A 23,864-nucleotide genomic window follows, 5' to 3' on the forward strand; every position below is an offset into this window, starting at 1 on the left:
ATGCGCGCCATTCTGGCTTCTTCCATCCTTTCCTTGAGCCTGTTTTCAACCGCCTGCGTGGCCATCCAGCCAGACGGGGAGAGCGGCGACTGGTCTTTGAACCGCGAGCAATTGCTCAGCGATCTGAGCGTTCTGGCGGCCGATGACATGGAGGGCCGGGCGGTCGGTACTGACGGCAATGCCCGGGCGCGCGCCTACATCATCGACCGGCTTGAAGCCATGGGTGTCGAGCCGGTCGGCGACAGCTATGAGCACGGTTTCAGTTTCGAAATGCCGCGGACCCGCGACAAGGTCGACGGGACCAATATCCTCGCCCGGATTGAGGGTGTCAGCGACAGCGCCCGCACCATGGTCGTGTCTGCCCATTTTGATCATGAGGGCATGCGTGGCGAGCAGATCTGGAATGGTGCCGATGACAATGCCTCCGGCGTCGCCTCTGTTCTCGCCGTCGCCGAAATGTTCATGGCGGAGCCGCCCGAGCACGACGTCATTTTTGCCTTTGTCGATGCCGAGGAAAACGGCCTCCAGGGCGCGCGGGCCTTTGTCGCTGCCCCGCCCATCCCGGTCGAGAACATCACCTTCAATCTCAACATGGACATGGTTGCCATGTCGACGGACCGCATCCTGTGGGCTGTCGGGACGTATCACTATCCCTATCTGACGCCGATCGTCGAAGACGTGGCCTCTCGCGCCACCGTCTCCATGCCGATGGGCTATGACGAGCCGACCGAAGAGCCAGGTGGCGACTGGACCAATCTGACCGATAGCGGAGCCTTCCACGCCGCCGGCATTCCCTTCATCTATCTGGGCGTCGACTTCCACCCGCACTATCACCAGCCGACCGACACCTATGAGAACATGACGCTGGACTTCTTCCAGGACGCCAGCGAGGCGATCGCGGATTTCGCCCGTCAGTCGGACGCACAGCTGGACATGATCGGCGAGGCTTCGGGGCGGTAAAGAAAACGCTTGAAGCTCTAGTGGCTAGAGAGATTAGGCTTTCCGGCAGGTATTGGATCTGGTCGGAAAGTCTTCACTCATGTCACTGCTCGCAATCGTGCTCTGCGTCTACATCCTGTTCAACGCCATCCTCGCCATCCCCTTCATGATCCGGGCCCGGCGGGAGTTTGAAAGGCAGGGTAAATGGACACCCGCCACAGCCAGCTGGTCAGGGGTCGTGATGCATGGGCAGGCCTTGGCCACACTTGCCTTGGCCATTGTCGATCGGGGAAGTCTCTGGCCGGTCACGGCCGTGAGCCTAGCTGCAGGCGGCCTGTTGCTCGTCGCCGGTGCTGGGGTGATTGCAGCCGGCCGGATCGCTTACGGCTCCCAGAAGCGCGTTTATGGCTTGCTGGAGGATCGCTTGATTGAAGGCGGCATCTACCGGTTTTCCCGCAACCCGCAATATGTCGGCTATGCCGCCATGTTCTTCGGCGCTGCCGCGGCCGCCGGGTCCATCCTGGCGCTGACAAGCTCGGCCCTGTTTGCGCTGATCATCCACGTCTTCATCACGCGCGTGGAAGAGCCGCACTTGGACCGTGTCTTCGCAGCAGCCTATGCCGATTACCGTGCACGGATCCGGCGCTATCTGTAGCCAGGGGCGGACTTATTCCGCTGCTTCGACCAATTGATCCATCAGGCCGGGCATCCAGCCTTCCCAGGCCGCGCGCAGGCGATCCAGCTCCAGCGGGTGGGCACCATTGACGGTCACAGCCGTGCCACCGGCGAGGCCGACCACATGGACGGGAACGCCGTCCGCCTTGGCGTCCTGCAGGATGGCGATGGCGTCTTCCTTGGCGGCGGCCAGGAGATAACGTCCCTGGTCCTCACCGAAGAGATAGCCGTGCATCGGTACCGGGCCTTCATGGGCCAGCTTGATGCCCATGTTGGAGGCCAGCGCCATGTCGGCTGCGGCGCAGGCGAGGCCGCCGTCGGAGAGGTCGTGACAGGCCGAGATGCGACCGGAGCGGATCTGCCCGCGGACGAAATCGCCATTGGCTTTCTCGACATCGAGATCGACCAGCGGCGCGCCGCCATCTTCGCGGCCTTCAATGACCTTGAGATAGACCGAGGCGCCCAGGCTGCCTTCGGTCTCGCCGACCACGATCAGGATATCGCCTTCGCGCATGCCGCCGAAATGGGCGCGCTGGTCCATGTCCGGGATCAGGCCGACCCCGCCGATCGCCGGCGTCGGCGGAATGGCGACACCATTGGTCTCGTTATAGAGGCTGACATTGCCGGACACGACCGGGAAGTCGAGCTTGGTGCAGGCCTCGGCCATGCCGTCGATACAGCCGACGAACTGGCCCATGATCTCTTCACGCTCGGGATTGCCGAAATTCAGGCAATCGGTAATCGCGATCGGGTCGGCACCGGTGGCGGTCAGGTTGCGCCAGGCTTCGGCGACGGCCTGCTTGCCGCCCTCGAACGGGTTGGCGAAACAATAGCGCGGCGTGCAATCGGTGGTGATGGCCAGCGCCTTCCTGGTGCCGTGCACGCGGACGATGGCGGCATCTGACGGGTCTTCCGAGGACGCTGCCGTGTCGGCCATGACATGGCGGTCATACTGTTTCCAGATCCATGCCTTGGAGGCCATGTCGGGGCTCGACATCAGTTTGAGCAGCACCTCGCCCATATGGGAGGGCTGGGCCACGTCCTTGGCATTGAGCTGGGCGCGCACTTCCGGGGCGAAATAGGGGCGCTCATATTTCGGGGCGTCATCGGCCAGCGGCGCGACCGGGATATCGCACACGGTCTCGCCCTTGTGGGTGAGCACCATGCGGCCGGTATCCGTGGTCTCGCCGATCACGGCGACATCGAGTTCCCACTTCTTGAAGATCTCGTAGGCGACGTCCTCGCGGCCCGGCTTCATGATGACCAGCATGCGCTCCTGGCTTTCCGAGAGCATCATCTCATAGGTCGTCATATTGGTTTCGCGCTGGGGCACCTTGTCCATGTCCAGCGCAATGCCGATCCCGCCCTTGTCGGCCATTTCGACCGAGGAGGAGGTGAGGCCGGCAGCCCCCATGTCCTGGATGGCGGCGATGGCGTCGGTGGCCATCAGCTCGAGGCAGGCCTCGATCAGCTTTTTCTCGGTGAAGGGGTCACCAACCTGGACGGTGGGACGCTTTTCCTCGGAGGCATCATCAAATTCGGCCGAGGCCATGGTCGCGCCATGAATGCCGTCGCGGCCGGTTTTTGAGCCGACATAGACGATCGGCTGGCCCGGCTCGGCGCCGCGGGCGTAGAAGATATTGTCGGCATCCGCGAGGCCGACCGCCATCGCATTGACCAGGATATTGCCGTTATAGCCGGCGTGGAAATTGGTCTCACCGCCGACGGTCGGCACACCGACGCAATTGCCGTAACCGCCAATGCCAGCCACCACACCAGAGACCAGATGCGTGGTCTTCTTGTGCTCGGGCGCGCCAAAACGCAGCGCATTCATCAGCGCCACCGGGCGCGCACCCATGGTGAAAACATCGCGCAGGATGCCGCCGACACCGGTCGCCGCACCCTGATAGGGCTCGATGAAGGAGGGGTGGTTGTGGCTTTCCATCTTGAAGATGCACGCCTGACCATCGCCGATATCGATCACACCGGCATTCTCGCCCGGCCCCTGGATGACCTTCTCGCCGGAGGTCGGCAGACGGCCCAGATGGGCGCGCGAGGACTTGTAGGAACAATGCTCCGACCACATGACCGAGAAAATACCCAGCTCAACCAGGTTCGGCGCCCGGCCCAGACGGTCCAGAATGACGGCGTATTCGGCGTCATTGATACCGTGTTCCTTGACAATCTCGGCAGTGACTTGATCCGAGTATTGAGTCATGATGCAACCTCAAGGCGATAATCGAAATGCGCACAAATTTGTGCGCACATTATTGTGTTGTCCCGCGTCCTGCCTTATATCGAAGGAAGGCTCCATGAACGGCAAGGACTTTATTCGCCGCCTGAGAGCCTACGCCAAGGCCAACGGGCTCGATCTCGCAATTTCCCCGGAGCGTGGCAAGGGCGGACACCAATTGGTTCGCCTCGATAATCGGCCGACGACAGTCAAGTCGGGCGAGATCGGCAAGGGCTTGTTGGCCAAGATGTTGCGCGATCTTGCTGTGCCGAAAGAGAAATTCTGAATGGAGCCAGGCATGGACAATGCTGAATTCACGGTTTTCGCCTATCCGGTCCGGCTGCATAAAGATGAAGACGGACGGAGCTGGGTCGAGTGTCGCGACCTGCCCGAGCTGGCGACCGACGGGGCCGACGAAGGCGAGGCCCTGGCAGAGGCCAGCGACGCGCTGGACCTGGTGATTCGGGATCGCTTGCGGCGCGGCGAGGCCGTGCCGGACCCGTCATCGCGCCAACCGGGCGAAAACCTCGTCTGCCCTGATCATGTCACGGCCTATCGTGTGGTCCTCGCGCGCTGGGTCGCCGCAACGGGCCGCGGCGCCCAGAGTCAGCTCGCCCGCCGGCTCGGCAAGGGTGAAACCCATGTCCGGCGTCTGCTGGCACCGAATGGCGGAGCCAGTGTCAAAAGCTTTGTCGAGGCGCTGGGCGCGATCGGGTATGCGGCGGCACCGTCGCTGGCGGTGATGCGGCGGGGTTAAGCGCTCCCCAGCAGGCTCTCAAACAGCGCCAGCCCGTCCGTGCCGCCATGGCCGGCGTCAACGGCGCGCTCGGGGTGGGGCATCATGCCCATGACATTGCCCTGCTCATTGGTGATGCCGGCGATGTCGCGGGCCGAGCCATTCGGGTTCTTGCCATAGCGGAAGACGACCTGGCCTTCGCCCTCGATCCGGTCGAGCGTGGCGTCATCGGCGAAGTAATTGCCGTCATGATGGGCGATCGGCATCAGAAGCCGGGCCCCGGCCTCATAGCGCGAGGTGAATTGCGTATTGGCGTTCTCGACGGTGAGCGGGGCTTTCTCGCAGACGAATTTCAGCCCGGCATTGCGCATCAGCGCGCCCGGCAGAAGGCCGCTCTCGGTGAGAATCTGGAAGCCATTGCACACGCCCAGGACCGGCGCACCGGTCGCGGCATGGGCGACGATCGCCGGCATGATGCTTGAGCGCGAGGCCATCGAGCCGCAGCGCAGATAATCGCCATAGGAAAACCCGCCCGGCACCATCACGAACTGGGTGCCCTCGGGCAATTCGCTCTCCTGGTGCCAGACCATGGCCGGTTTTTGACCCGTGACTTTCTCGATCGCGTCGTGGGCATCACGATCACAATTGGAGCCCGGGAAGACGATGACGGCGGATTTCATGATGCCGGCCTCTCCTACGCCAGTTCGATCGAGTAGCTCTCGATCACCGGGTTGGAGAGGAGTTTGGCGCACATTTCGTCGACTCGGCTGCGGGCGGCTTCGACGTCATCGCCGGTCAGGTCCAGCTCGATCAGCTTGCCCTGGCGGACCGCTTCGACCTCGGCATAGCCCATATTGTGCAGGGCGCCGGCGACAGCAGCTCCCTGAGGGTCCAGAACGCCGGGTTTCAGATAGACGTGGATTTTCGCTTTCACGGGCTCGACTCGCTTGTGCTGGTCACGACATTTGGCCCCTGCATAAAGCGGAGTCGGCCTTGGCGCAATTCGCTGGGCGTGGTGATTCAGCAGGGTTGGTGTGTAGACCTTCTTTCTGCCCCCGCAAAGCGGGGGAAGTGGCCCGACGCGCGAGCGGCGGGACGAAGGGGGCCGAGCGCAGCGAGGAGGGCGGCATTGTTGTCTTGTCAGCCAGCGGGCCTCAGCCAGTTTTCGAGGTCAAGGGCGCCGCAGGCGCCGCTTCGCGGTTCCACCCTTGAGCTCGAAAACAGGCTGAGGCTTACTCCCGGCAAGACATCAATGGATGGTTGGCGCTGGCGCGCACTTTACCCAATTCACCCTCACCATTTTTCCCGGCCGGAGCCCCGCAAAAGCGGGGTGGAGAGCCGGGACCGACGTCACCATCCGGCAAATGATGAGTCTCCCGTTGGTCCCGGATGGCGCTGCGCGCCTCCGGGAAAAATGGATTGGCCCGCAGGGTCAGATCGGGTGAGACGCGCAGCGTTCCTGCATCAGACGTCAGTTACCCACTCCACCTCGCCTTGTTTGGGCGAGGACTTACTTCGCGGCGTCGCCCTTGCCGACATCGCCATTGGCGGCGCCCTGGCCGCTTTCCTTCATGATGCCGAGACGGCGGGCCACTTCGGCATAGGCTTCGGTGACATTGCCCATATCGCGGCGGAAGCGGTCCTTGTCCATTTTTTCGTTGGTTTCGAGATCCCACAGGCGGCAGCTGTCGGGGCTGATCTCGTCGGCGAGGACCGTGCGCACCATGTCGCCTTCATAATGGCGACCGAATTCCAGCTTGAAGTCGACCAGGCGGATACCGGCACCGGTGAACAGGCCGCACAGGAAGTCGTTGACCCTCAGGGTCATCGCCATCATGTCGTCGATCTCCTGATGGGTGGCCCAGTTGAAGGCGGTGATATGCTCTTCCGAGATCATCGGATCGCCCAGCTCGTCCTTCTTGTAATAGAATTCGACGATGGAGCGCGGCAATTGATCGCCCTCGGGCACACCCAGGCGGGTGCTGATCGAGCCGGCAGCAACATTGCGGCAGACCACTTCCAGCGGGATGATCTCGACCTGGCGCACGAGTTGCTCGCGCATGTTCAGGCGCTTGAGGAAATGGGTCGGAATGCCGATCCGGCCGAGGCCGAGCATGATGTGCTCGGAAATCCGGTTATTGAGCACGCCCTTGCCTTCCAGCGTCGCCTTCTTCTGGTTGTTGAAGGCGGTGGCGTCGTCCTTGAAATACTGGACGATGGTGCCTGGCTCGGGACCCTCATAGAGAATCTTGGCCTTGCCTTCGTAAATCATCTTGCGACGGGACATGAGCAGCGCTCCAGCGTCAGAACCGGAAGCCCCCAGCGGACACCCGGTCGTGAAAAAGCACGACGCGGCCCGAATCGAAGACCGGACCGCGTATCGGATGGCGAAAATATCCCTCGCGGCCCTGTGGTGCAATCTCTTGTCGCGGTGCGGCAAGAACCCTGCGCGAGCTTCAGCGCAAAGATTGATTTGGCCGGGCGGCCAAGCTACTCAACGTGGCAACACAACCGTCCCAAACGACCGTCCTCAAGGAGAGACCCATGTCGGGCATCAATGATCGCGAAAAAGGCTTCGAGAACAAGTTCGCCCACGATCAGGAGATCGAGTTCAAGGCCAACGCTCGCCGCTGCAAGCTGCTGGGCCTGTGGGCTGCCGAGAAAATGGGCATGGATGGCCAGGAGGCCGAAGCCTATGCCAAGACCGTCGTGGTCGCCGATTTCGAGGAAGCCGGTGATGATGACGTCTTCCGCAAGGTGCGCGGCGATTTCGACGCCAAGGGCGTCGAGCTGTCCGACCACCTCCTGCGCAAGCAGATGGATGACCTGCTGATCAAGGCGCGCGAGCAGATCCGCTCGGAAGGCTGATCCGCCTCACCGAGGTGACGACGAAAAAGCCCCGGTCAGGCCGGGGCTTTTTTGTGTCTTATGGCCAATCCCGTCACACCCCTTCCGCTTCCAGCCGCTCGACAACATGCAGCCAGCGGTCCAGCGCCTCGCGGATCTGTGTCCGGCCATAATCCATCGTCACCATTTCGAAGACCTGGCCGGTCTCGCGGTCGATCAGCAGCATGAAGCCGGTCGAGCCGGCGGCTTCGTCATAGATGGACAGAAGGCCTTCGGCCTCGGCCATCTCGCGCAGGCTGTCGCGGCGGCCCAGGGTGAAGTCGAACTTCACCCAGTCGATGGCGGCTGTTTCATAGTCTTCGCGGACATCGTCCACCCGCGGTTCGATGATGCGGCAGGCCGAACACCAGGACGAGCGGAACATGGCCGCAACCAGGCGCGGCTCGCTCTCGGGCTCGGTGGTTTCGGCCACTGCGGCACTGTCCCAATCGCCGCGAAAGAAATTGGGGGCCAGGAAGGCGGCCATCAGGCCGATCAGGATGAGGCTCAGGCGCATGATGTCCTACTCCGCCGCTGTGTCGGGTTTGACCAGTCCGGGAATGCCGTCGATCGAGACCGCATTGCTTTCATAGCGTCGCGCCGACCAGTCCTTGTCCGAACGGTGGGCGTTGACGCGGACCAGCTGGTCGCGCTCGCCGGTGAATTCGTAAAAGGGCACGCCCCAGCCGCAACTGTCCTGGATGCGGTCGATCTTCGCCGTGAAGATGGTGCGGGCCTTGGGAAAGTCCGGGAAGAGGGCGAGCTTTTCGGCAAAGCCCTCTTCGTCAAACGAGACAGCTTCGGCCTGGCCATACAGGCGCAATATGTTCGGCGCCCCCTCGAACGCACAGAACATGAAGGTGATGCGGCCATTCTGGCGCACATGGGCCAGCGTCTCGATGCCCGAGCCGCCGAGATCGAGATAGGCGACCTCATTGGGTCCCAGTATGCGGAAGCTGTCATAGCCCTTGGGCGACAGGTTCACATGGCCGCCGTCTCCCGACGGGGCGGAGGCGACGAAGAACATCTTCTGCTTTTCGATGAAGGCGCGGATGCGATCGTCGATATGGGGGTGAGTTTTGGCCATGGGGGGAGTGTAGGGAGGCGCGGGACCGTTCGCTAGCTGGATGTGCGCGACATCACGGAGTTTTGTGTGGTTTGGTCGGCGGCGGCGCGCCGCGCGCGAACCCGTCCATAGACCGCTTGCCGAGATGTCGCCGCATCCGGTTTTCCAGGTCAAGGGCGCCGTAGGCGCCGCTTCGCGGTTGCATCCTTGAGCTGGAAAACCGGATGCGGCCTGCTGGCTGACAAGCGATGTATGGATCGTTGCGAGCCGATGCGCGCGTTCTCAAAGTTCCCGCGGGCGGAGTAGCGAGGCCCTCAGGCCCCAAACACCCGGCCAAAAATCGTGTCGACATGCTTCATGTGATAGGCCTCGTCGAAACAGGCTTCGATCTGGGCATCGCTCATCAGGGCGGTAACGCCCTCATCGGCTTTCAGGTGATCGACCAGCATGCCGCCTTCATCCCAGGTCTTCATGCCATTGCGCTGGACCAGGCGATAACTGTCCTCGCGGGAGGCACCGGCCTGGGTCAGGGCCAGCAGCACACGCTGGGAATTGTGGATGCCGCCATAGGCCTGCAGGTTTTCCAGGCAGCGATCCTCATGCACGATCAGCTTTTCGATCATGGAGGCGGTGCGGTGCAGGGCAAAGTCGAGATGGACATTGGCGTCCGGGCCAATGCCGCGCTCGACCGAGGAGTGCGAGATGTCGCGCTCGTGCCACAGCGCGATGTTTTCCATCGCCGGCACCACCGCCGAGCGCACGAGGCGGGCCTGGCCGGTCAGGTTCTCGGTCAGGATGGGGTTGCGCTTGTGCGGCATGGCCGACGAGCCTTTCTGGCCCGGCGAGAAATATTCCTGCGCCTCACGCACTTCCGAGCGCTGCAGATGGCGCACTTCAACGGCGATATTCTCGATCGCCGAGGCGATCAGGCCCAGCACGGCGAAGTAATTGGCGTGACGATCGCGCGGGATGACCTGCGTCGAGACCGGTTCGACCGTCAGACCCATTTGCGCGGCGACATGTTCTTCCACCGCCGGATCGATATTGGCGAAGGTGCCAATGGCGCCGGAAATGGCGCAGGTGGCGATCTCGTCACGGGCGGCAACGAGGCGAGCGCGGTTGCGGTCGAACTCGGCATAAAAGCGCGCGAATTTCAGACCCATCGTGGTCGGCTCGGCATGGATGCCGTGCGAGCGACCAATGCAGGCGGTGAACTTGTGCTCCATGGCGCGCGTCTTCAGCGCCGCCAAAACCCGGTCCATGCCTTCGAGCAGAAGATCGGCCGACTGTTTCATCTGCACCGCGAGGCAGGTGTCCAGCACGTCCGACGAGGTCAGCCCCTGATGGACAAACCGGCTTTCCTCGCCAACATGCTCGGCCAGATGGGTGAGGAAGGCGATGACATCATGCTTCACCTCGGCCTCGATCTCATTGATACGGTCGACATCGAAATCGACATCCTTGGCCTTCCACACGGCATCGACCGCCGATTGCGGAACCACACCCAATTCCGCCAGCTTCTCCGTCGCGTGCGCCTCGATCAGATACCAGATCTTGTACTTGTTCTGGTCCGACCAGATGGCAGCCATTTCAGGACGGGTATAGCGGGGGATCATTGGCGGGCTCCGCGCGGTGTGGGAATGAAGCGCGGGGGATGCGACGGAATGGCGGAGAGGTCAAGTGTGGGCCCCTCATCCGGCCCTCCGGGCCACCTTCTCCCCAGCTGGGGAGAAGAAGAAAGTGCAGCACCGCCTCTCCCCGACCGGGGAGAGGAATCAAAGGTGAGGGGCGCGCAGCGATAGCTGCGCCATCAAGACTCCAGTCGCGCTAGTTGAGCGTAATGCACGGCTGCGCCAATGACTTCCATCACCGTGTCGATTTCCGTCAAAACGTCATGGTTCCAGAAGCGAAGGACCTGAAATCCCTCGGCTTCCAGCCAGGCGGTGCGGCGGGCGTCATAGTCTTCCTGGTCGCCATGCTGCCCACCATCAGCCTCGATCACGAGCGACAAATCCTTACAGAGGAAGTCCGCAATGAAAGGGCCGACAGGGACTTGCCGTCGGAACTTGGCGCCGTGGAGCTTGCGACCGCGCAGCCGCGCCCACAGCCGGGCTTCGGCCGGTGTCTGCTCGCGGCGCAATCGTCGGGCCCGCTCTCGGTGCGGATGGCGCATGGTGTGAGAGTATCGGTTCGGGTGGCCGTATTGGTGTGATCCCGGTCATGCGCGAAGAGTTTTTGATCGCCCCTCATCCGCCCCTCCGGGGCACCTTCTCCCCAGCCGGGGAGAAGAAGAAAGCCGCGCCGCCTCTCCCCGCCCGGCAAGAAGGCTCAAAGGTGTGGCGCGCGCAGCGATAGCTGCTTTGGCTTCCTGCGTTTAATCCTCGGGCTGGTAGTCCAGAACCTCGGTTGTCACACCGGCACTGGCGTACCAGCCAGGGGTCTCGGTTTCGTCGAGCGCTGCGTATTCGGCCTTGGTATGGGTCAGGATGGCGCGGTGATGGCGCGAAAACCTCCGTGCTGCCGTGCTGGTCACTGCGAAGAAGATGATGCGGATGATTTGGTAGATGACCTCGCGCGGGCTGTGGGGCGGGCCTGGATGGACCAGGCGGTAGCGGTTCACATACTGGCCCAGCGTCTGTTTGCGCCGGGCGATGTGCCAGCCGGTGTAGAGAAGCCAGGCCACCGGTCCGAGCGGTTCGAGGAATTGTCGCGGTTGCCCCAGCCATGCCGGGTCGAGGGCATGACCGGTCTGGTAGGCGTTCATGGCCATGAGCAGGAGCTGGAGCGGAAGGGCGATCACCATTTGGGCGACGGCATAGTCGACCACACCCGCCCGGAAACGTTGTTCGGGCAGGATGGCTTTTAGTGTGGTTCGCACGGGTGGCGCCGGTTCGCAGACGAGGACCAACAGGATCGGGGCGATCAGGCTCACGGCATTGATGTTGGCAAATACAGTGTCCGGCACCACCAGCATATCGCGCAGGATCAGCGCAAAGTCGCTCCAGTCATCTCCGCCCGAAATCCAGCTGTCGTGGAGGATCATCTCCAGAGTGGCCGGAACGAGCCAGAGTAGAACAATGGTCCAGCCTAGGAGGTAACGGTTTACGTTTAGTCTTCGCATCCGCGCACCTTGGCGTGTGAAGCCCCCCTTGGCGAGAGGGATCATTGTCGACCTAATCCGGGGTCCGAAGGAGCACCGCCTCTCCCCGACCGGGGAGAGGAATCAAAGGTGAGGGGCGCGCAGCGGCAGCTGCGCCACTAAAGACTCCCCCAATCCACATCGCCATGCCGATCCAGCGCCTTCGCCCCATCCGGCATTGCGTATTTCAGTCCAGACCCGCAATTGAACAACACGCACTCGGCATCTCGCTCCAGCAGGCCGTCACCCATTGCTTTTTCCATAGCGGCCAGGGTTGCCGCACCCTCGGGGCAGAGCAGCAGTCCGTCCTCGCGTGCGCAGCGTGTGCGGGCGGCTTCGATCGCGACTTCCGACACAGCCAGCGCGGCGCCGCCGCTTTCCCGCACGGCGTCCAGGATCAGGAAATCACCGATCGCCTTGGGGACGCGGATGCCCATGGCGGCGGTCTGGGCGTCGATCCATTCTTCGGCGAGGCGGGTGCCGTCCTCGTAAGCCTTGACGATGGGGGCGCAGCCTTCCGCCTGGACGGCGAACATTTTCGGGCGTTCCGGGCCGATCCAGCCGAGTTGTTCCATCTCGTCGAAAGCCTTCCACATGCCGATCAGGCCGGTGCCGCCGCCGGTGGGATAGAAGATCGCGTCGGGCACGCGCCAGCCCAGCTGGGCGGCGAGTTCCAGGCCCATCGTTTTCTTGCCTTCGATCCGGTAGGGCTCCTTGAGGGTCGAGACATCAAACCAGCCCATCTTCTCCTTGCCGGCCCCGACGAGAGCGCCGCAATGATGGATATAGCCATTGACCTTGAAGACATGGGCGCCCTGCAGCGCCATTTCGCGCAGATTGGCTTCCGGCGTGTCTTCCGGCGCAAAGCACCAGCTCTCCATGCCCATGCGGCTGGCATAGGCTGAGAGCGCGGCCCCGGCATTGCCATTGGTCGGCATGGCCAGCCGGGTGAGGCCGTATTGATGGGCCATGGCGACGGCGAGGGCGAGACCGCGCGCCTTGAAACTGCCCGTCGGCAGGCGGCCTTCATCCTTGACCCAGACCTTGCCCGTTGCTCCGGACACCTTGGCCGTGGCGGGAATGTCGATGAGCGGCGTATCAATCTCGCCCAGGGCACAGACATGGGCGTCGTCGGCTACCGGCAGAAGCTCGCGCCACTTCCAGAAACCGCCATCACGCGACCAGATGGTGTCGCGATCAATGCCGGCCTTCATCGCGTCCAGGTCATAGCGCGCCAGCAGCGGTTTGCCGGCCTTGGACAGATTGTGCGGCTGGTCGGCCTCATAGCGATCGCCGGTTTCCGAACACTCCAGATGGGTGAAGTAATTGGCGGGGGCTTGCGTCATGGAGAGGCTCGTTTGTGGCGGAATGAAAAGGACTTAGCCGAAGACTTGGCCCCAGGCGGCGGCAATGGCAAGGCCGATCCGGTCCAGCGACCAGTCGCGCGTATCCACCGGCTGCCCGGCGAGCCAGGTGCCCCGGACCGCGACCGGCGCGTCGGCGTCGATGGCGGCAACCGGGTCGGTATCAAACCAGGTCAGATCGGCGCGCTTGCCGACCTCGATGGAGCCGATCTCGTCGGCGAGACCCAATTGCCGGGCGGCATTGATTGTCATCAGGGCAAGAGCCGTCTCCGCATCGATCGGCTCACCCAGCGGCTCGCCGGTCAGCGTGCGGCGGTGGACGGGCAGGGCCATCACACGCAGGGCGTCAATGTCGCTCGCTGGATGGTCGCCATGGATCGTCACAACCGCGCCCTGCCGGACCGCTTCGGCAATCGGCATGTAGCGCGCGGCGCGTTCCGGTCCGAACAAGTCTTCCAGCCGGTGACCATAATTGCCGATATGGTCCGGGAAGAAGCCCAGTGAGACACCGAGTGCGTTGGCCCGGCTGATCTGGTCGGGCGTGATCAGGGCGAGATGTTCCAATCTGTGCTGGACGTCTGGATTGGGCGTATGGGTTTGAGCGGTCTCGATGGCATCGAGTGCCAGATCGATGGCGCGCTCGCCCTGGACGTGAAGTGCCATCTGATAGCCAAAGCCCTGCATCTCGCCGACAAACCCCGTCACGCTGTCGGACGGCATGGCCAGCGGCGCCAGCCAGTTTGGTGGCAGGCCAAGTGTGTCCTGGGTCAGTGGCGTATTGGCATAGGGCTCGGCGCTCGCAGCGCCGCCGGCAAAGGGCGAGCCGTCGAGCCAGAGCTTGATACCATTCAGGCGGCGCAGGGCGTGGCGGTCATCCGCTTCGCTGAACATGTCCAGAGCACGACTATTCCGGCTCGGCGCCGTGTAGAGCACCGTATTGAGAGCCGGCCGCTCAGCATGGCTCACCGCGGTGAGAATGCCCAGCGGGTCTTCGGCGCGGCCGACCAGGGAGGCGATGCCGATTGTGGTGTAACCCGCCGCCGCGTACGCGTCATAAGTGCCGTCGAGCAGATAGGTCAGGGCCGCGTCAGAGGCCTGCGGAATACCGGCCATGAGCTGACGCACGGCCGTGACCTCCACCACGCGCCCGGTCAGCGCCCCGCCTTCGCCGCGTTCGAAGAAACCGTCATGCGGGTCAGGAGTGGCGGGTGTGATGCCAGCGGCCTCCAGTGCCGCGGAGTTGGCGAAGGCTTCATGCATCATCTGGGTCAGGATGACGAGCGGCCGGTCCGGTGACAGGGCGTCCAGCTCGGCCAGGCTCGGCGGGGTGAGACCGTCCAGCATGACCGCATCCCAGCCAAAGGCGATGGCCCAGGGCGAGGGGCCGCCGGCTTCTACCCCCTCGGCAATGGCCGCCATGATGGCGGCGCGGTCGCCATGGGTGCGACCCGAAATGTCGATGGCCGTGTCCAGGAGGGCGGCGGCGAGCGGGTGGGTATGCGGTTCGATCAGGCCCGGTGTCAGAGTGCCGCCTTCCAGATCGATCCGGCGCACCCCGCGCGGTGCCGCGGCGAGCACGGTGTCCAGGGCGCCGACCGCCATGATGCGGCCGTCCCGGATGTAAAGCGCCTCGACCGTGCCGGCCTCGCTCATCGTGCGAATGGAGCCATTGTGGAAGACCAGTGCGGCGGGCGCTCGCGGCGATGCCAGCATGATGCCGCAGATGAAGCCGATGAAGACCACAAGGCCGAGCGGCAGGGCGAAGGCGATAAGGGTACGGTGAGTCATGGCTCCACCCTATCAGCGCAAACGCTTGAAGCGAGCAGGCAATGTCGCCCGCATGCGGCAACGCGATTGTGCAGATGGGCGGACGCGCTAAGCTGTCTCATGAGTTCGATTTACGACCATCCACTGCTCGGCGGCCCGCTGGCGATCGTCTGCCCTGGCTGCGACGAACAAGCTGTGTTCTCGACCTCGCATGGCAAGCCCTTGCCGGTGAGGTTGTGCACCGCCACGGGTGAGGTATTGCCGGATAATTGGGACGGGCATGTGCGGTGCAGCGCTTGCGGGCACGCGGCCAGGCATGTGCTCGACTGGCCGTCCGACGCCTGGTTCAAGCTGGATCATCGTGGCGAGACGCTGTGGGCCAAGGATGCCGAAATGCTGGCGGAAATCCGCCGTTTAATCGCTGCCGGCGCCGAGCGCCAGGCAATCAAGAAGGCCAGCACCCATGCCCGCTATCTGGTGCGCATCCCGTCGACCTTCCTCAAGGCAACAGACCGCGAGACCCTGCTCCGCAAGATTGACCGGCTGACCTAGCCCGGCCGGAGTTCGCGCTCTATGCTTCGACAACAGGCGAGGGAGGCACGCATGGCGAAAATCATTGGTGTTGGCGGCATCTTCTTTCACAGCCCGGACCCGGCAGCCCTGATGGCTTGGTATCAGGACAAGCTGGGGCTCGAGATCAATGATTATGGCGGCGCCGACTTCCTGCATGCCGATAGCGGCAAGGCCTTCCCGCAGGGCGCGCGGACCATTTTCTCCGCCTTCAAGACAGGGGCGGATTATTTCAAGCCGTCCGACAAGCCTTTCATGATCAATCTCATGATCGACGACATGGACGGCATGCTGGCGCGTCTCGCCGAGAAGGGCGTTGCCCTGGAAGGCGAACCCCAGGATTTCGACTATGGGCGCTTCGCCTGGGTGATGGATCCGAACGGGACCAAGATCGAGCTCTGGCAGCCGATCGAGCCGAAAGGGTAATCGCGCGTCTTGTCATCCCCGTTGAATGTCCGGCGCAGGCCGGACGCAAGACGGGAATCTAGCTGACTGCAATCACATAGGTCCCTGACTTTCGCCCCGCCTTCGCGGGGCGTCCATCAGGGATGAAAAATTGGGGGGAGTGGTCTTGCGCGCGCGCCTCACATCAACCCCAACGTCTTGAAGCTCGCCGTATTCTCCCGGCCGATCACCAGATGATCATGGACCGCGATTTCGAACGGTTTGCAAATCTCCATCAGTGTCCGGGTCATCTCGATATCGGCCTGGCTCGGCGTGGCATCGCCGGACGGGTGATTGTGCACGAGGATGATGGCCGAGGCTTCGTGGGCGAGGGCGGATTTGACCACTTCGCGGGGATAGACGGGGGCATGGTCGATCGTGCCTTCGCCGAGCACCTCGTCGGCGATCAGCTTGTTCTTGCGATCGAGGAAGAGCACGCGGAACTGTTCCGTCGTGGCGTGTTGCATGGCGGTGCGGCAATAGGCGACCAGGGCCGACCAGGAGGTGATGACCCGGCGACCGATCACCTGTTCGCGAGCCAGGCGCTCCGACAGGGCCTTGATCAGCTTCAGCTCGACGGCGGTCTTTTCCGACACGCCGCGCACCGATGAGAGCTGGCCGACGCTGGCCGAGGCAACGCCGCCCAGATCACCAAAGCGGGCGATCAGGTCTTTCGCGATGGGTTTGACGTCGCGGCGCGGGATGCATCGAAACAGGTAAAGCTCCAGCAATTCATAATCGTGAAGTGCGAGTCCACCCGCTGAGGTTAGTTTTTCGCGCAGCCGGTCTCTGTGGCCTGTATGGGTTGCCGACGCGGTCATTGGTTCAGTTGGTGGAATAGGGGGGCTTGTCGAGGCCCTTGGGCGACTTGGTGAAAATCTCGACGCCGTCGGCGGTGACGCCGACGGAATGCTCGAACTGGGCCGAGAGCGACTTGTCGCGGGTTACGGCGGTCCAGCCGTCGGACAGGACTTTCACGTCGGCCCGGCCCAGATTGAGCATGGGCTCGACGGTGAAGAACATGCCTTCCTTGAGCTCGGGGCCTTCGCCATGCTCGCCGAAATGCAGCACATTCGGGCTGTCATGGAAGTTCTGACCCAGGCCATGACCGCAAAAGTCGCGGACTATGGAGCAGCGGCGCTCCTCGGCATATTCTTGGATGATGGCGCCGATCGTGCCCAGGGTGACGCCCGGCTTGATCGCATTGATGCCGGCCATCATGGCTTCATAGGTCGTGTCGACCAGCAGTTCGGCCTTCCGGCGCGGCTCGCCGATTGTGTACATGCGGCTGGTATCACCATGCCAGCCATCGACCACCACGGTCACATCGATATTGACGATGTCGCCGCTTTTCAGCGGTTTGGGACCAGGTATGCCATGGCAGACCACATGGTTGAGCGAGGTGCACAGCGAGTGACGGTAGCCGCGATAGAACAGGGTCGCCGGCATCGAGCCGTGATCGAAGGCGTATTCGCGCGCCAGCTTGTCCAGGTAGGCCGTTGTATTGCCGGGGCGTGCGTGCTCGACCAGCATGTCGAGAATTTCGGCAGCCAGACTTCCCGCCTTGCGCATGCCTTCAAACGCCTCAGGCCCATGAAGCTTGATGCGGCCATCACGCGGGCTCGCGGTGTCGATATCGGTCACGGTCTCGTAGGCAGTCGTCAAGTCGGTACTCCTTCAAGACCCGCTTATAAACAGACCGCGCGCCGTTTGGAACGGCGCGCGCCTGCATTTCTCAGCCTGCGGCTTGAAGTCTACTCGGCGTCACCACCAAAGAGGTTGCCGAAGAAGCTGTCATCATTCCAGGCCGGCCGCACGTCACTGTCAGCAATTTCGCGGGCGATCATGTAGTTGATGTTGGCGAATTTGGCGCCCTGCTCGAACAGGACTTCCAGCTCGCCGTCCAGTTGGTCGGTCGGACGGTGGTAATGCGTGGTCAAGAAGCCCATGAAGCCTTCGCCCTCGTCCCAGCGCGGATCCGGCGAGGAGAAGCCGGTCATCAGGAAGAGCGACGGCACGCCTTCGCGAACGAAGTTGTAGTGGTCCGAGCGCACAAAAAGTGACTGCTCCGGCAGCGGGTCTTCACTCACCATGATGCCGAGGCGGTCGGCGGCACGGCTGGCGATCGGTCCGAGATTGGAGTGATTGGCCCCGAAGGCGATCACGTCCGCGAAGTCATAGACGATCACGGGCATGTCGAGATTGACGTTGGCGACCATCTGCTCGGCCGGAACCGACGGGTTGCGGGCGAAATGCTCCGAACCCAGCAGGCCCTTCTCTTCCGCGGTCAGGGCGACAAAGACGATTGAGCGACGCGGGGTGCCTTCTTCCAGGAAAGTCCGGGCCGTCTCAAGCATGATGGAGATGCCAGACGCGTTGTCGACGGCGCCGTTACAGACTTCATCGCTCTCGTCGGTGGCGCGGCAGGACCCGCCGGCTCGCATGTGCTCGGTCACGGAACCGATATGGTCGAGATGGGCCGACAACACGACAATCTCATCGGCCAGGACCGGGTCGGAGCCGCGGATCATGCCCACCACATTCGGGTCGTTGAAGGGGTCAGATAGGGTGCGCTGGCGGATGGTTGCGGTGTGGGGCAGAGCGAAGCGCGGATAGGTCGGCTCGTCGGCGGACATGGCAGCCTGGACATCCTCCAGGCTCATGTCGGCGCCTTCAAACAGGCGCGCGGCCAGTTCGGCGGTGACATTGGCCGAGGCCTGAACCGTGTCATAGCCAGACGGGCCGGTCGCCGCGGTCAGGCGTACGCTCGGGCGGCTGCCGAAGCCGGCTGCAAAATCAGTCAGTCGCTCCTGCGTCCAGCCGGTGATCGAGATCATGCCGATGGCACCGTGGGCGGCTGCAACATTGCGCTTGGTGGTGCCGGAATTGTGGTGGGCACGTTCCTCGGACAAACCCTCGAACACATTCTCGGGCACACCGCCCATGACAACAACGATACGACCGTCGACGTCGAGGCCGTCATAGTCATCATGGCCGCGATTGGCAGCTGAGACGCCGTGACCGACGAAGACGAGCTCGCCGGCGACTTCCGCCTCCAGAACACTCGGATTGGTACCGATAAAGGCACCCGTGCCATGGGCGAAGGTTTCGCCGTCCAGCGTGAACTGGTTGTAGTCGGCATCGGGACGCACTTCCTGCATCGGCACGTCGGCGAAATAGGTGCCGTCATCGCCGGCCGGCTCGAGGCCCAGAAGGCGCATTTGTGCGGCGACGTAATTTGCGGCGATTTCATAGCCGTCCGTACCGGCATCGCGGCCGGCGAGGTAATCGGATGCCAGAAAGCGGATATGCGCTTCAATATTCGTGGCGCTGACATTCGGCATGAAGGCCGCGTCAGCAGTGTCTGTCGTGTTGTCGGTCTCGACCGAGCAACCCGCCAGAGCGAGTCCGGCAATAGCCGTAATGAGATACTTCATGAAAGCCTCCCCCAAAGAGGTGTTGGTGTTGCTGCGGACTATAGGGGGCAGGGGCTAGGGGACAATCTCGGCGGATTGTTAACTTTCAGTCACAAGCGCGGCCGCGACGGACGGCAAGACCGAGTAGTGGTTTGAAAAGATTGGCGTCATACGAGCTGGCCGACCGGTGGACAGCTGGAAGCAGACGACCTTTGTCAGGGCACGAAACACAGTTGCGCCGTCGCTGGCGCGGCGGAACTGGTAGCGGCGCTCGGCCCGCAGGCGCCTGTCCGACTGGCTGATCCAGACCGCGCAATCGATTTCGTCGCCTTCGCGGACATGTCCCAGATAGTCAGCCTCGGTGCGAATGATGGCGATGCCGCGATCGTCCTTTGCGCAGGCTTCCATGGAATACGCCTCACCCTTGGAGAACCAGTGCGTCCAGGCGGCCTCGTCTGCCCATTCCAGATAGCGCGCATTATTGGCGTGACCGAAGCTGTCGATGTCTTTCCCGGTGACGGTGATGCGGTGAATGTAAGGCTCTGGCAGATCCCAGCCATTCCAGTTGTCGCTCATTGGCTCAGCTCCACACGCATGGGGCGGTGGATGATAACCGCCGTCGGTGAGACCTCGCAGGCATAGGCGAGCACTTCAACCCCGGCGGCCGCGCTGTCGCGCAAGGTCCGGGCATAGACCGGGTCGATATCTTCGGCCGGGCGCAGGACATCGCAATCGCTGCGCTGGACGATGAAGAGCTGCACTGCGCGCTCACCCGCCTGTACCTGATTGGCCAGCTCGACCAGATGTTTGGCACCGCGCGAGGTCACACCATCGGGAAATTCGGCGATGCCGGGCCCACGCTGCCAGTGGACATTCTTCACCTCGACCCAGCAGGGTGGACGGTCATTGCCTTCCAGCAGCAAATCGATGCGGGAATTCTCGCCATATTTCACCTCGCGGCGCAGGCTGTCATAGCCGGTCAGCTCGCTGATCACGCCCGCATTCACGGCCTCTTCCGCCAGCGAATTGGCGAGATTGGGCAGGGCGCCGATCAGAGTGCCTTCTGCCTCGACCAGCTCCCAGGTGTATTTCAGCTTGCGCTTGGGATTGTCCGAGCGCGACAGCCAGACGGGAAGGCCCGGCGTCTTGATGCCGGTCATCGCCCCGGTATTGGCGCAGTGCGCGGTCACGACTTCGCCGTCCGCCAGCTCGACATCGGCGAAGAAACGCTTGTAGCGCTTGACCAGGCGGCCTTCGATCAGGTCGGTCGGAAACTTCATGGCTTGGACTTCCTGTCTGCCGGGACATATAGGACCTTGAGAGATGTGACTTAAGGACGATTCTCATGGCCACGGGCAAACGTGTGACGGCAGCGGTTCTTCTCATTGGCGACGAGGTCCTGTCCGGTCGTACCCAGGACAGGAACCTCAACCAGATCGCCCGCTTCCTCGCCCCGCTGGGGATCAATGTGATGGAATGCCGCGTCGTGCCGGACGAGACCGACGTCATCGTCGACGCCCTCAACACACTGCGGGCCGGCCATGATTATGTCTTCACCACCGGCGGCATCGGTCCGACCCATGACGACATCACGGCCGACGCTGTAGCCGCGGCCTTTGGGGTCGGCATCGATGTCCGCGCCGATGCGCTGGCGATCATCGAGGACTGGTATGCCAAGACCCAGACCCCGGTCACCGAAAGCCGCAAGCGCATGGCCCGCATCCCCGATGGCGCCAGCCTGATCGTCAATCCGGTCACTGGCGCACCGGGCTTCCAGACCGGCAATGTCTTCACACTGGCCGGTGTGCCCTCGATTGTCGCCGGCATGCTCAATGATATCGATCACCGGCTTGAGGGCGGAGCGGTGACGAAATCGCGCTCGGTCAAGGGCGATAATCTGCGTGAGGGGGATGTCGCTGAAGCGCTGGGTGTGCTGGCGAAAGAATTCCCCGAAGTCTCGATCGGCTCCTATCCGTATTTCCTCGAAGTGAAGGCCGGCGAGATCAAGCGCGGCACCCATCTCGTTGCCCGGGCCACGGATACCGACCAGCTTGACCAGGTGATCGAGCGCATCGCGGCGATGGTCGAGGCGGTGGGGATCACGCCGCGGATTGATCCGGTGGATTGAGGTAAGCGCCCGCAGGTACGGCTCACCGATTTTCCTCCCCACATTGTGGGGAGGTGTCGCGCCCGAAAGGGCGCGACGGAGGCGCCGCCGCAGGCGGAATGCCACGCTTCCACCTCGCTATGCTCGGCCCCAACGACCCGCCGCTACGCGCCGGCCCACTTCCCCACAATGTGGGGAAGAAAAGTCGCAACTTATCCCCGTTGCGCAGCACCTTCCTTCTCCCTTGGGAGAAGGTGCGCGTAGCGCGGATGAGGGGGGATGCTCCCTGTTTTTACTGGGATTTACCCCTCACCCTGACCCTCTCCCGGGGGAGAGGGAAAGCACCTTGCCGCACAAAATCCAGAAAACTTGTCCCCACCCCCTCCACCCAGCGCGATAATGCCCTCGGTTTTCGGGACGGGAGGCACGAGCTCAGTCACTTGTGCCCGGAAACGAGCGGAGCCTGTCCGCGCGTTGGATGTGACATTCCATAGCTCCGGCAGGGCGTGCGACCAGGTCGCGGGGCACTAAACGACCGACCCCATCTACCTGACGCATTGGAATCGGGGGCGAGAGCGTCCGGGAAATCTCCGAGAACGGGATGTTGGCGATGTCACGTTTTTCAAATCAAACCGGTTGACGGCATTGGCCGGCATCCCGTTCCCCTCCCACCCAAACGCCAGGCGATGTCGCCGTGGCGATGCGGGTGCTTGCGGGCGGGGCTGCCTGCCCCGAATTAGCCCTGATTTCGACTTGTCGTTGTCCCGGACCCGGCCCAGTCTGACCGGTGAGGGATTTTGGGACCGGAAGGGGATTCCATGAAACGCGTTCTTTTGATTGGTACGGCTGGCCTGGCCATGCTCGCAGCCTGTACAGCGACCGTTGCACCGCCAACGGCCCCACCTCCGCCACCGGCACCGCCACCCCCTCCGCCGGCGCCCTTCATGTCGGAAATGGTCACCGTGACCGGGTCCCGTGTCCGCAGCTCGGCCTATCGCAATGACGCGATTGCCGGCGTTGCGAATTTCACGATGCCCGATCAGCTGGTCGTCGACCGCGAACGCTATGAAGACGTCGATCCCAATCCGGTGATGTCAACGGCTGATGAGCCGGTCTCGACCTTCTCCATCGATGTCGACACGGCCAGCTATTCGCTGGTCCGCAACTCGCTGGAGGCCGGCCGCTTGCCGCCGACCGATGCCGTGCGGATCGAGGAGATGGTCAATTATTTCGACTATGACTATGCCCTGCCGCCGGGACCCGACGAGCCGTTCGCGACCCATGTGACGGTCACCCCGACGCCGTGGAATGCCGACACCCAGCTGATGCATATCGGCATCCAGGGTTATGAGATCATTCCCGACGAACGGCCGCGGGCCAATCTGGTCTTCCTGATCGATGTATCCGGTTCGATGAATTCACCCGACAAGCTGCCGCTGGCTGTCCAGGCCATGCACTTGCTGGTTGATGAATTGCACCCGGACGACACCGTGGCCCTGGTTGTCTACGCCAGTGCCAGCGGGGTCGTATTGCCGCCGACCGAGGCCCGCAATGCCCGCGAGATCCACCGCGCACTCGACAGTCTGAGCGCAGGCGGTTCAACCGCCGGCGGGGCCGGTCTGGCGCTGGCCTATGACCTCGCCGAACAGAATTTCGACGAGGACGCGGTCAATCGGGTCATGCTTCTCACCGATGGCGATTTCAATGTCGGCGTGACCCAGGATGAGCGTCTGGAAGACTTTGTCGCCCGCAAGCGCGATAGCGGCATCTACCTGTCGGTGATGGGCTTTGGTCGCGGCAATTACAATGACCAGATGATGCAGACCATCGCCCAGGCCGGCAATGGCACGGCGGCCTATATCGACAGTCGCCAGGAAGCCCGGCGCATGCTGGTCGAGGAAAGCTTCTCCTCGCTCTTTACGATCGCCAATGACGTCAAGATCCAGGTCGAGTTCAATCCGGCCCGTGTCGCCGAATACCGGCTGATCGGCTATGAGACCCGGCTGCTTGACCGGGCCGATTTCAACAATGATGAAGTCGATGCCGGCGAGATCGGTTCGGGCCATTCGGTCACCGCGATCTATGAGATTGCCGCGCCGGGATCGGAAGGCGTGCTGATGGAGCCGCTGCGCTATGGCGGAGCGACGACGGTCGAGCCGGACCTGGACGGCGAGTATGGTTTCCTGCGTCTGCGCTACAAGCGGCCGGGCGAGGATGAAAGCCGCCTGATCGAGCGCGCGGTGACCGATGCCGACACGGTCGACGATGTCGGCGAGGCCTCGCAGGAGGCCCGCTTCTCGATCGCGGTCGCCGGTTTCGCCCAACGCTTGCGCGGTGATGCGTATCTCGCGGAGGGCTATGACTGGGCCGCGATCCGCGAAAGCGCTGCCGGGGCGATCGGTGAAGATGAATTCGGTTACCGCGCCGAGTTTCTCGACCTGGTCGATCGGGCCCAGGCCGCCGATGAGGCTCGCGACAAACCCTGATCCGGGCGGGCCTGACACAAACGAAAAGAGCCGCAC

General features: G+C 62.9%; 25 protein-coding genes. 9 read left to right on the forward strand and 16 right to left on the reverse strand.

What is annotated here, in order from left to right:
- Both MMAR10_RS05320 and MMAR10_RS16075 read left to right on the forward strand, forming a co-directional pair.
- A complete protein-coding gene (locus MMAR10_RS05320) occupies positions 1 to 960 on the forward strand; it encodes a M20/M25/M40 family metallo-hydrolase (RefSeq protein WP_011642965.1) in 960 nt (319 codons plus the stop codon).
- 79 nt (positions 961 to 1,039) lie between these two features.
- Entirely contained in the window at positions 1,040 to 1,594 is a 555-nt protein-coding gene (locus tag MMAR10_RS16075) for a PEMT/PEM2 family methyltransferase (protein WP_011642966.1), read from the forward strand.
- Positions 1,595 to 1,606: 12 nt separating this feature from the next.
- On the opposite strand, the gene purL is transcribed toward MMAR10_RS16075, so the two are convergent.
- Complete coding sequence (gene purL / locus MMAR10_RS05330; protein WP_011642967.1) at positions 1,607 to 3,832, reverse strand: phosphoribosylformylglycinamidine synthase subunit PurL; 2,226 nt, start codon at positions 3,830 to 3,832, stop codon at positions 1,607 to 1,609.
- 94 nt (positions 3,833 to 3,926) lie between these two features.
- Here purL and MMAR10_RS05335 point away from each other — a divergent pair, with 94 nt between their 5' ends.
- The gene (locus MMAR10_RS05335) at positions 3,927 to 4,133 is read left to right on the forward strand and encodes a type II toxin-antitoxin system HicA family toxin (protein ID WP_011642968.1); all 207 of its coding nucleotides are present in this window, start codon (positions 3,927 to 3,929) and stop codon (positions 4,131 to 4,133) included.
- A gap of 12 nt (positions 4,134 to 4,145) precedes the next feature.
- Positions 4,146 to 4,604 carry a type II toxin-antitoxin system HicB family antitoxin gene (locus tag MMAR10_RS05340; RefSeq protein WP_011642969.1) on the forward strand — a complete coding sequence of 153 codons (459 nt, stop codon included), beginning with the start codon at positions 4,146 to 4,148 and terminating at the stop codon, positions 4,602 to 4,604.
- On the opposite strand, the gene purQ is transcribed toward MMAR10_RS05340, so the two are convergent.
- From purQ to purC, 3 genes are all read right to left on the reverse strand, one after another.
- Complete coding sequence (gene purQ / locus MMAR10_RS05345) at positions 4,601 to 5,263, reverse strand: phosphoribosylformylglycinamidine synthase subunit PurQ (protein ID WP_011642970.1); 663 nt, start codon at positions 5,261 to 5,263, stop codon at positions 4,601 to 4,603. The genes MMAR10_RS05340 and purQ overlap by 4 nt on opposite strands.
- Before the next feature lie 14 nt (positions 5,264 to 5,277).
- Entirely contained in the window at positions 5,278 to 5,517 is a 240-nt protein-coding gene (gene purS / locus MMAR10_RS05350; protein ID WP_011642971.1) for a phosphoribosylformylglycinamidine synthase subunit PurS, read from the reverse strand.
- Between the two features lie 576 nt (positions 5,518 to 6,093).
- Positions 6,094 to 6,870: a phosphoribosylaminoimidazolesuccinocarboxamide synthase gene (gene purC / locus MMAR10_RS05360; RefSeq protein ID WP_011642972.1), complete on the reverse strand. Its 777-nt coding sequence runs from the start codon at positions 6,868 to 6,870 to the stop codon at positions 6,094 to 6,096.
- A 257-nt stretch (positions 6,871 to 7,127) separates the two neighbouring features.
- On the opposite strand from purC, the gene MMAR10_RS05365 reads away from it, so the two are divergent.
- On the forward strand, positions 7,128 to 7,451 hold the full coding sequence (locus tag MMAR10_RS05365; protein ID WP_011642973.1) for a DUF1476 domain-containing protein: 324 nt from the start codon (positions 7,128 to 7,130) through the stop codon (positions 7,449 to 7,451).
- 73 nt (positions 7,452 to 7,524) lie between these two features.
- Here MMAR10_RS05365 and MMAR10_RS05370 read toward each other — a convergent pair whose 3' ends face one another.
- The 7 genes from MMAR10_RS05370 to MMAR10_RS05400 form a co-directional block, all read right to left on the reverse strand.
- Positions 7,525 to 7,986 carry a thioredoxin family protein gene (locus MMAR10_RS05370; RefSeq protein ID WP_011642974.1) on the reverse strand — a complete coding sequence of 154 codons (462 nt, stop codon included), beginning with the start codon at positions 7,984 to 7,986 and terminating at the stop codon, positions 7,525 to 7,527.
- Between the two features lie 6 nt (positions 7,987 to 7,992).
- Entirely contained in the window at positions 7,993 to 8,556 is a 564-nt protein-coding gene (locus MMAR10_RS05375) for a pyridoxamine 5'-phosphate oxidase family protein (RefSeq protein WP_011642975.1), read from the reverse strand.
- Positions 8,557 to 8,849: 293 nt separating this feature from the next.
- Positions 8,850 to 10,151, reverse strand: coding sequence for an adenylosuccinate lyase (gene purB, locus MMAR10_RS05380; protein WP_011642976.1), 1,302 nt, complete (start codon positions 10,149 to 10,151; stop codon positions 8,850 to 8,852).
- A 194-nt stretch (positions 10,152 to 10,345) separates the two neighbouring features.
- Positions 10,346 to 10,708 (reverse strand): endonuclease domain-containing protein, encoded by a 363-nt coding sequence (locus MMAR10_RS05385; protein WP_011642977.1) that lies wholly within the window; start codon positions 10,706 to 10,708, stop codon positions 10,346 to 10,348.
- 201 nt (positions 10,709 to 10,909) lie between these two features.
- Positions 10,910 to 11,578 carry an RDD family protein gene (locus MMAR10_RS05390; RefSeq protein ID WP_041636824.1) on the reverse strand — a complete coding sequence of 223 codons (669 nt, stop codon included), beginning with the start codon at positions 11,576 to 11,578 and terminating at the stop codon, positions 10,910 to 10,912.
- Between the two features lie 215 nt (positions 11,579 to 11,793).
- Positions 11,794 to 13,020, reverse strand: a complete 1,227-nt coding sequence (locus tag MMAR10_RS05395) for a threonine synthase (RefSeq protein WP_011642979.1) — start codon at positions 13,018 to 13,020, stop codon at positions 11,794 to 11,796.
- A 33-nt stretch (positions 13,021 to 13,053) separates the two neighbouring features.
- Entirely contained in the window at positions 13,054 to 14,826 is a 1,773-nt protein-coding gene (locus MMAR10_RS05400) for an amidohydrolase (protein WP_011642980.1), read from the reverse strand.
- 99 nt (positions 14,827 to 14,925) lie between these two features.
- Between MMAR10_RS05400 and MMAR10_RS05405 the strand changes: the two genes are divergently transcribed.
- Both MMAR10_RS05405 and MMAR10_RS05410 read left to right on the forward strand, forming a co-directional pair.
- The gene (locus MMAR10_RS05405; protein ID WP_011642981.1) at positions 14,926 to 15,357 is read left to right on the forward strand and encodes a hypothetical protein; all 432 of its coding nucleotides are present in this window, start codon (positions 14,926 to 14,928) and stop codon (positions 15,355 to 15,357) included.
- A 51-nt stretch (positions 15,358 to 15,408) separates the two neighbouring features.
- The gene (locus MMAR10_RS05410; protein WP_041636825.1) at positions 15,409 to 15,801 is read left to right on the forward strand and encodes a VOC family protein; all 393 of its coding nucleotides are present in this window, start codon (positions 15,409 to 15,411) and stop codon (positions 15,799 to 15,801) included.
- Positions 15,802 to 15,959: 158 nt separating this feature from the next.
- Here the strand turns inward: MMAR10_RS05410 and radC are convergent, their stop codons facing one another.
- From radC to sfsA, 5 genes are all read right to left on the reverse strand, one after another.
- The gene (radC, locus tag MMAR10_RS05415) at positions 15,960 to 16,640 is read right to left on the reverse strand and encodes a RadC family protein (protein WP_011642983.1); all 681 of its coding nucleotides are present in this window, start codon (positions 16,638 to 16,640) and stop codon (positions 15,960 to 15,962) included.
- Between the two features lie 4 nt (positions 16,641 to 16,644).
- Complete coding sequence (gene map, locus MMAR10_RS05420) at positions 16,645 to 17,484, reverse strand: type I methionyl aminopeptidase (RefSeq protein WP_011642984.1); 840 nt, start codon at positions 17,482 to 17,484, stop codon at positions 16,645 to 16,647.
- Positions 17,485 to 17,573: 89 nt separating this feature from the next.
- Positions 17,574 to 19,256, reverse strand: coding sequence for a M28 family metallopeptidase (locus MMAR10_RS05425; RefSeq protein WP_011642985.1), 1,683 nt, complete (start codon positions 19,254 to 19,256; stop codon positions 17,574 to 17,576).
- A gap of 78 nt (positions 19,257 to 19,334) precedes the next feature.
- Positions 19,335 to 19,811 carry an acyl-CoA thioesterase gene (locus MMAR10_RS05430; RefSeq protein ID WP_011642986.1) on the reverse strand — a complete coding sequence of 159 codons (477 nt, stop codon included), beginning with the start codon at positions 19,809 to 19,811 and terminating at the stop codon, positions 19,335 to 19,337.
- A complete protein-coding gene (sfsA, locus tag MMAR10_RS05435; RefSeq protein ID WP_011642987.1) occupies positions 19,808 to 20,515 on the reverse strand; it encodes a DNA/RNA nuclease SfsA in 708 nt (235 codons plus the stop codon). Before sfsA ends, MMAR10_RS05430 begins: the two co-directional genes overlap by 4 nt.
- Before the next feature lie 65 nt (positions 20,516 to 20,580).
- On the opposite strand from sfsA, the gene MMAR10_RS05440 reads away from it, so the two are divergent.
- Complete coding sequence (locus MMAR10_RS05440) at positions 20,581 to 21,363, forward strand: competence/damage-inducible protein A (RefSeq protein WP_011642988.1); 783 nt, start codon at positions 20,581 to 20,583, stop codon at positions 21,361 to 21,363.
- 797 nt (positions 21,364 to 22,160) lie between these two features.
- Entirely contained in the window at positions 22,161 to 23,828 is a 1,668-nt protein-coding gene (locus MMAR10_RS05445; protein WP_011642989.1) for a vWA domain-containing protein, read from the forward strand.
- Positions 23,829 to 23,864 lie beyond the last annotated feature (36 nt).

This window comes from Maricaulis maris MCS10, from assembly GCF_000014745.1.
Lineage (GTDB): Bacteria > Pseudomonadota > Alphaproteobacteria > Caulobacterales > Maricaulaceae > Maricaulis > Maricaulis maris_A.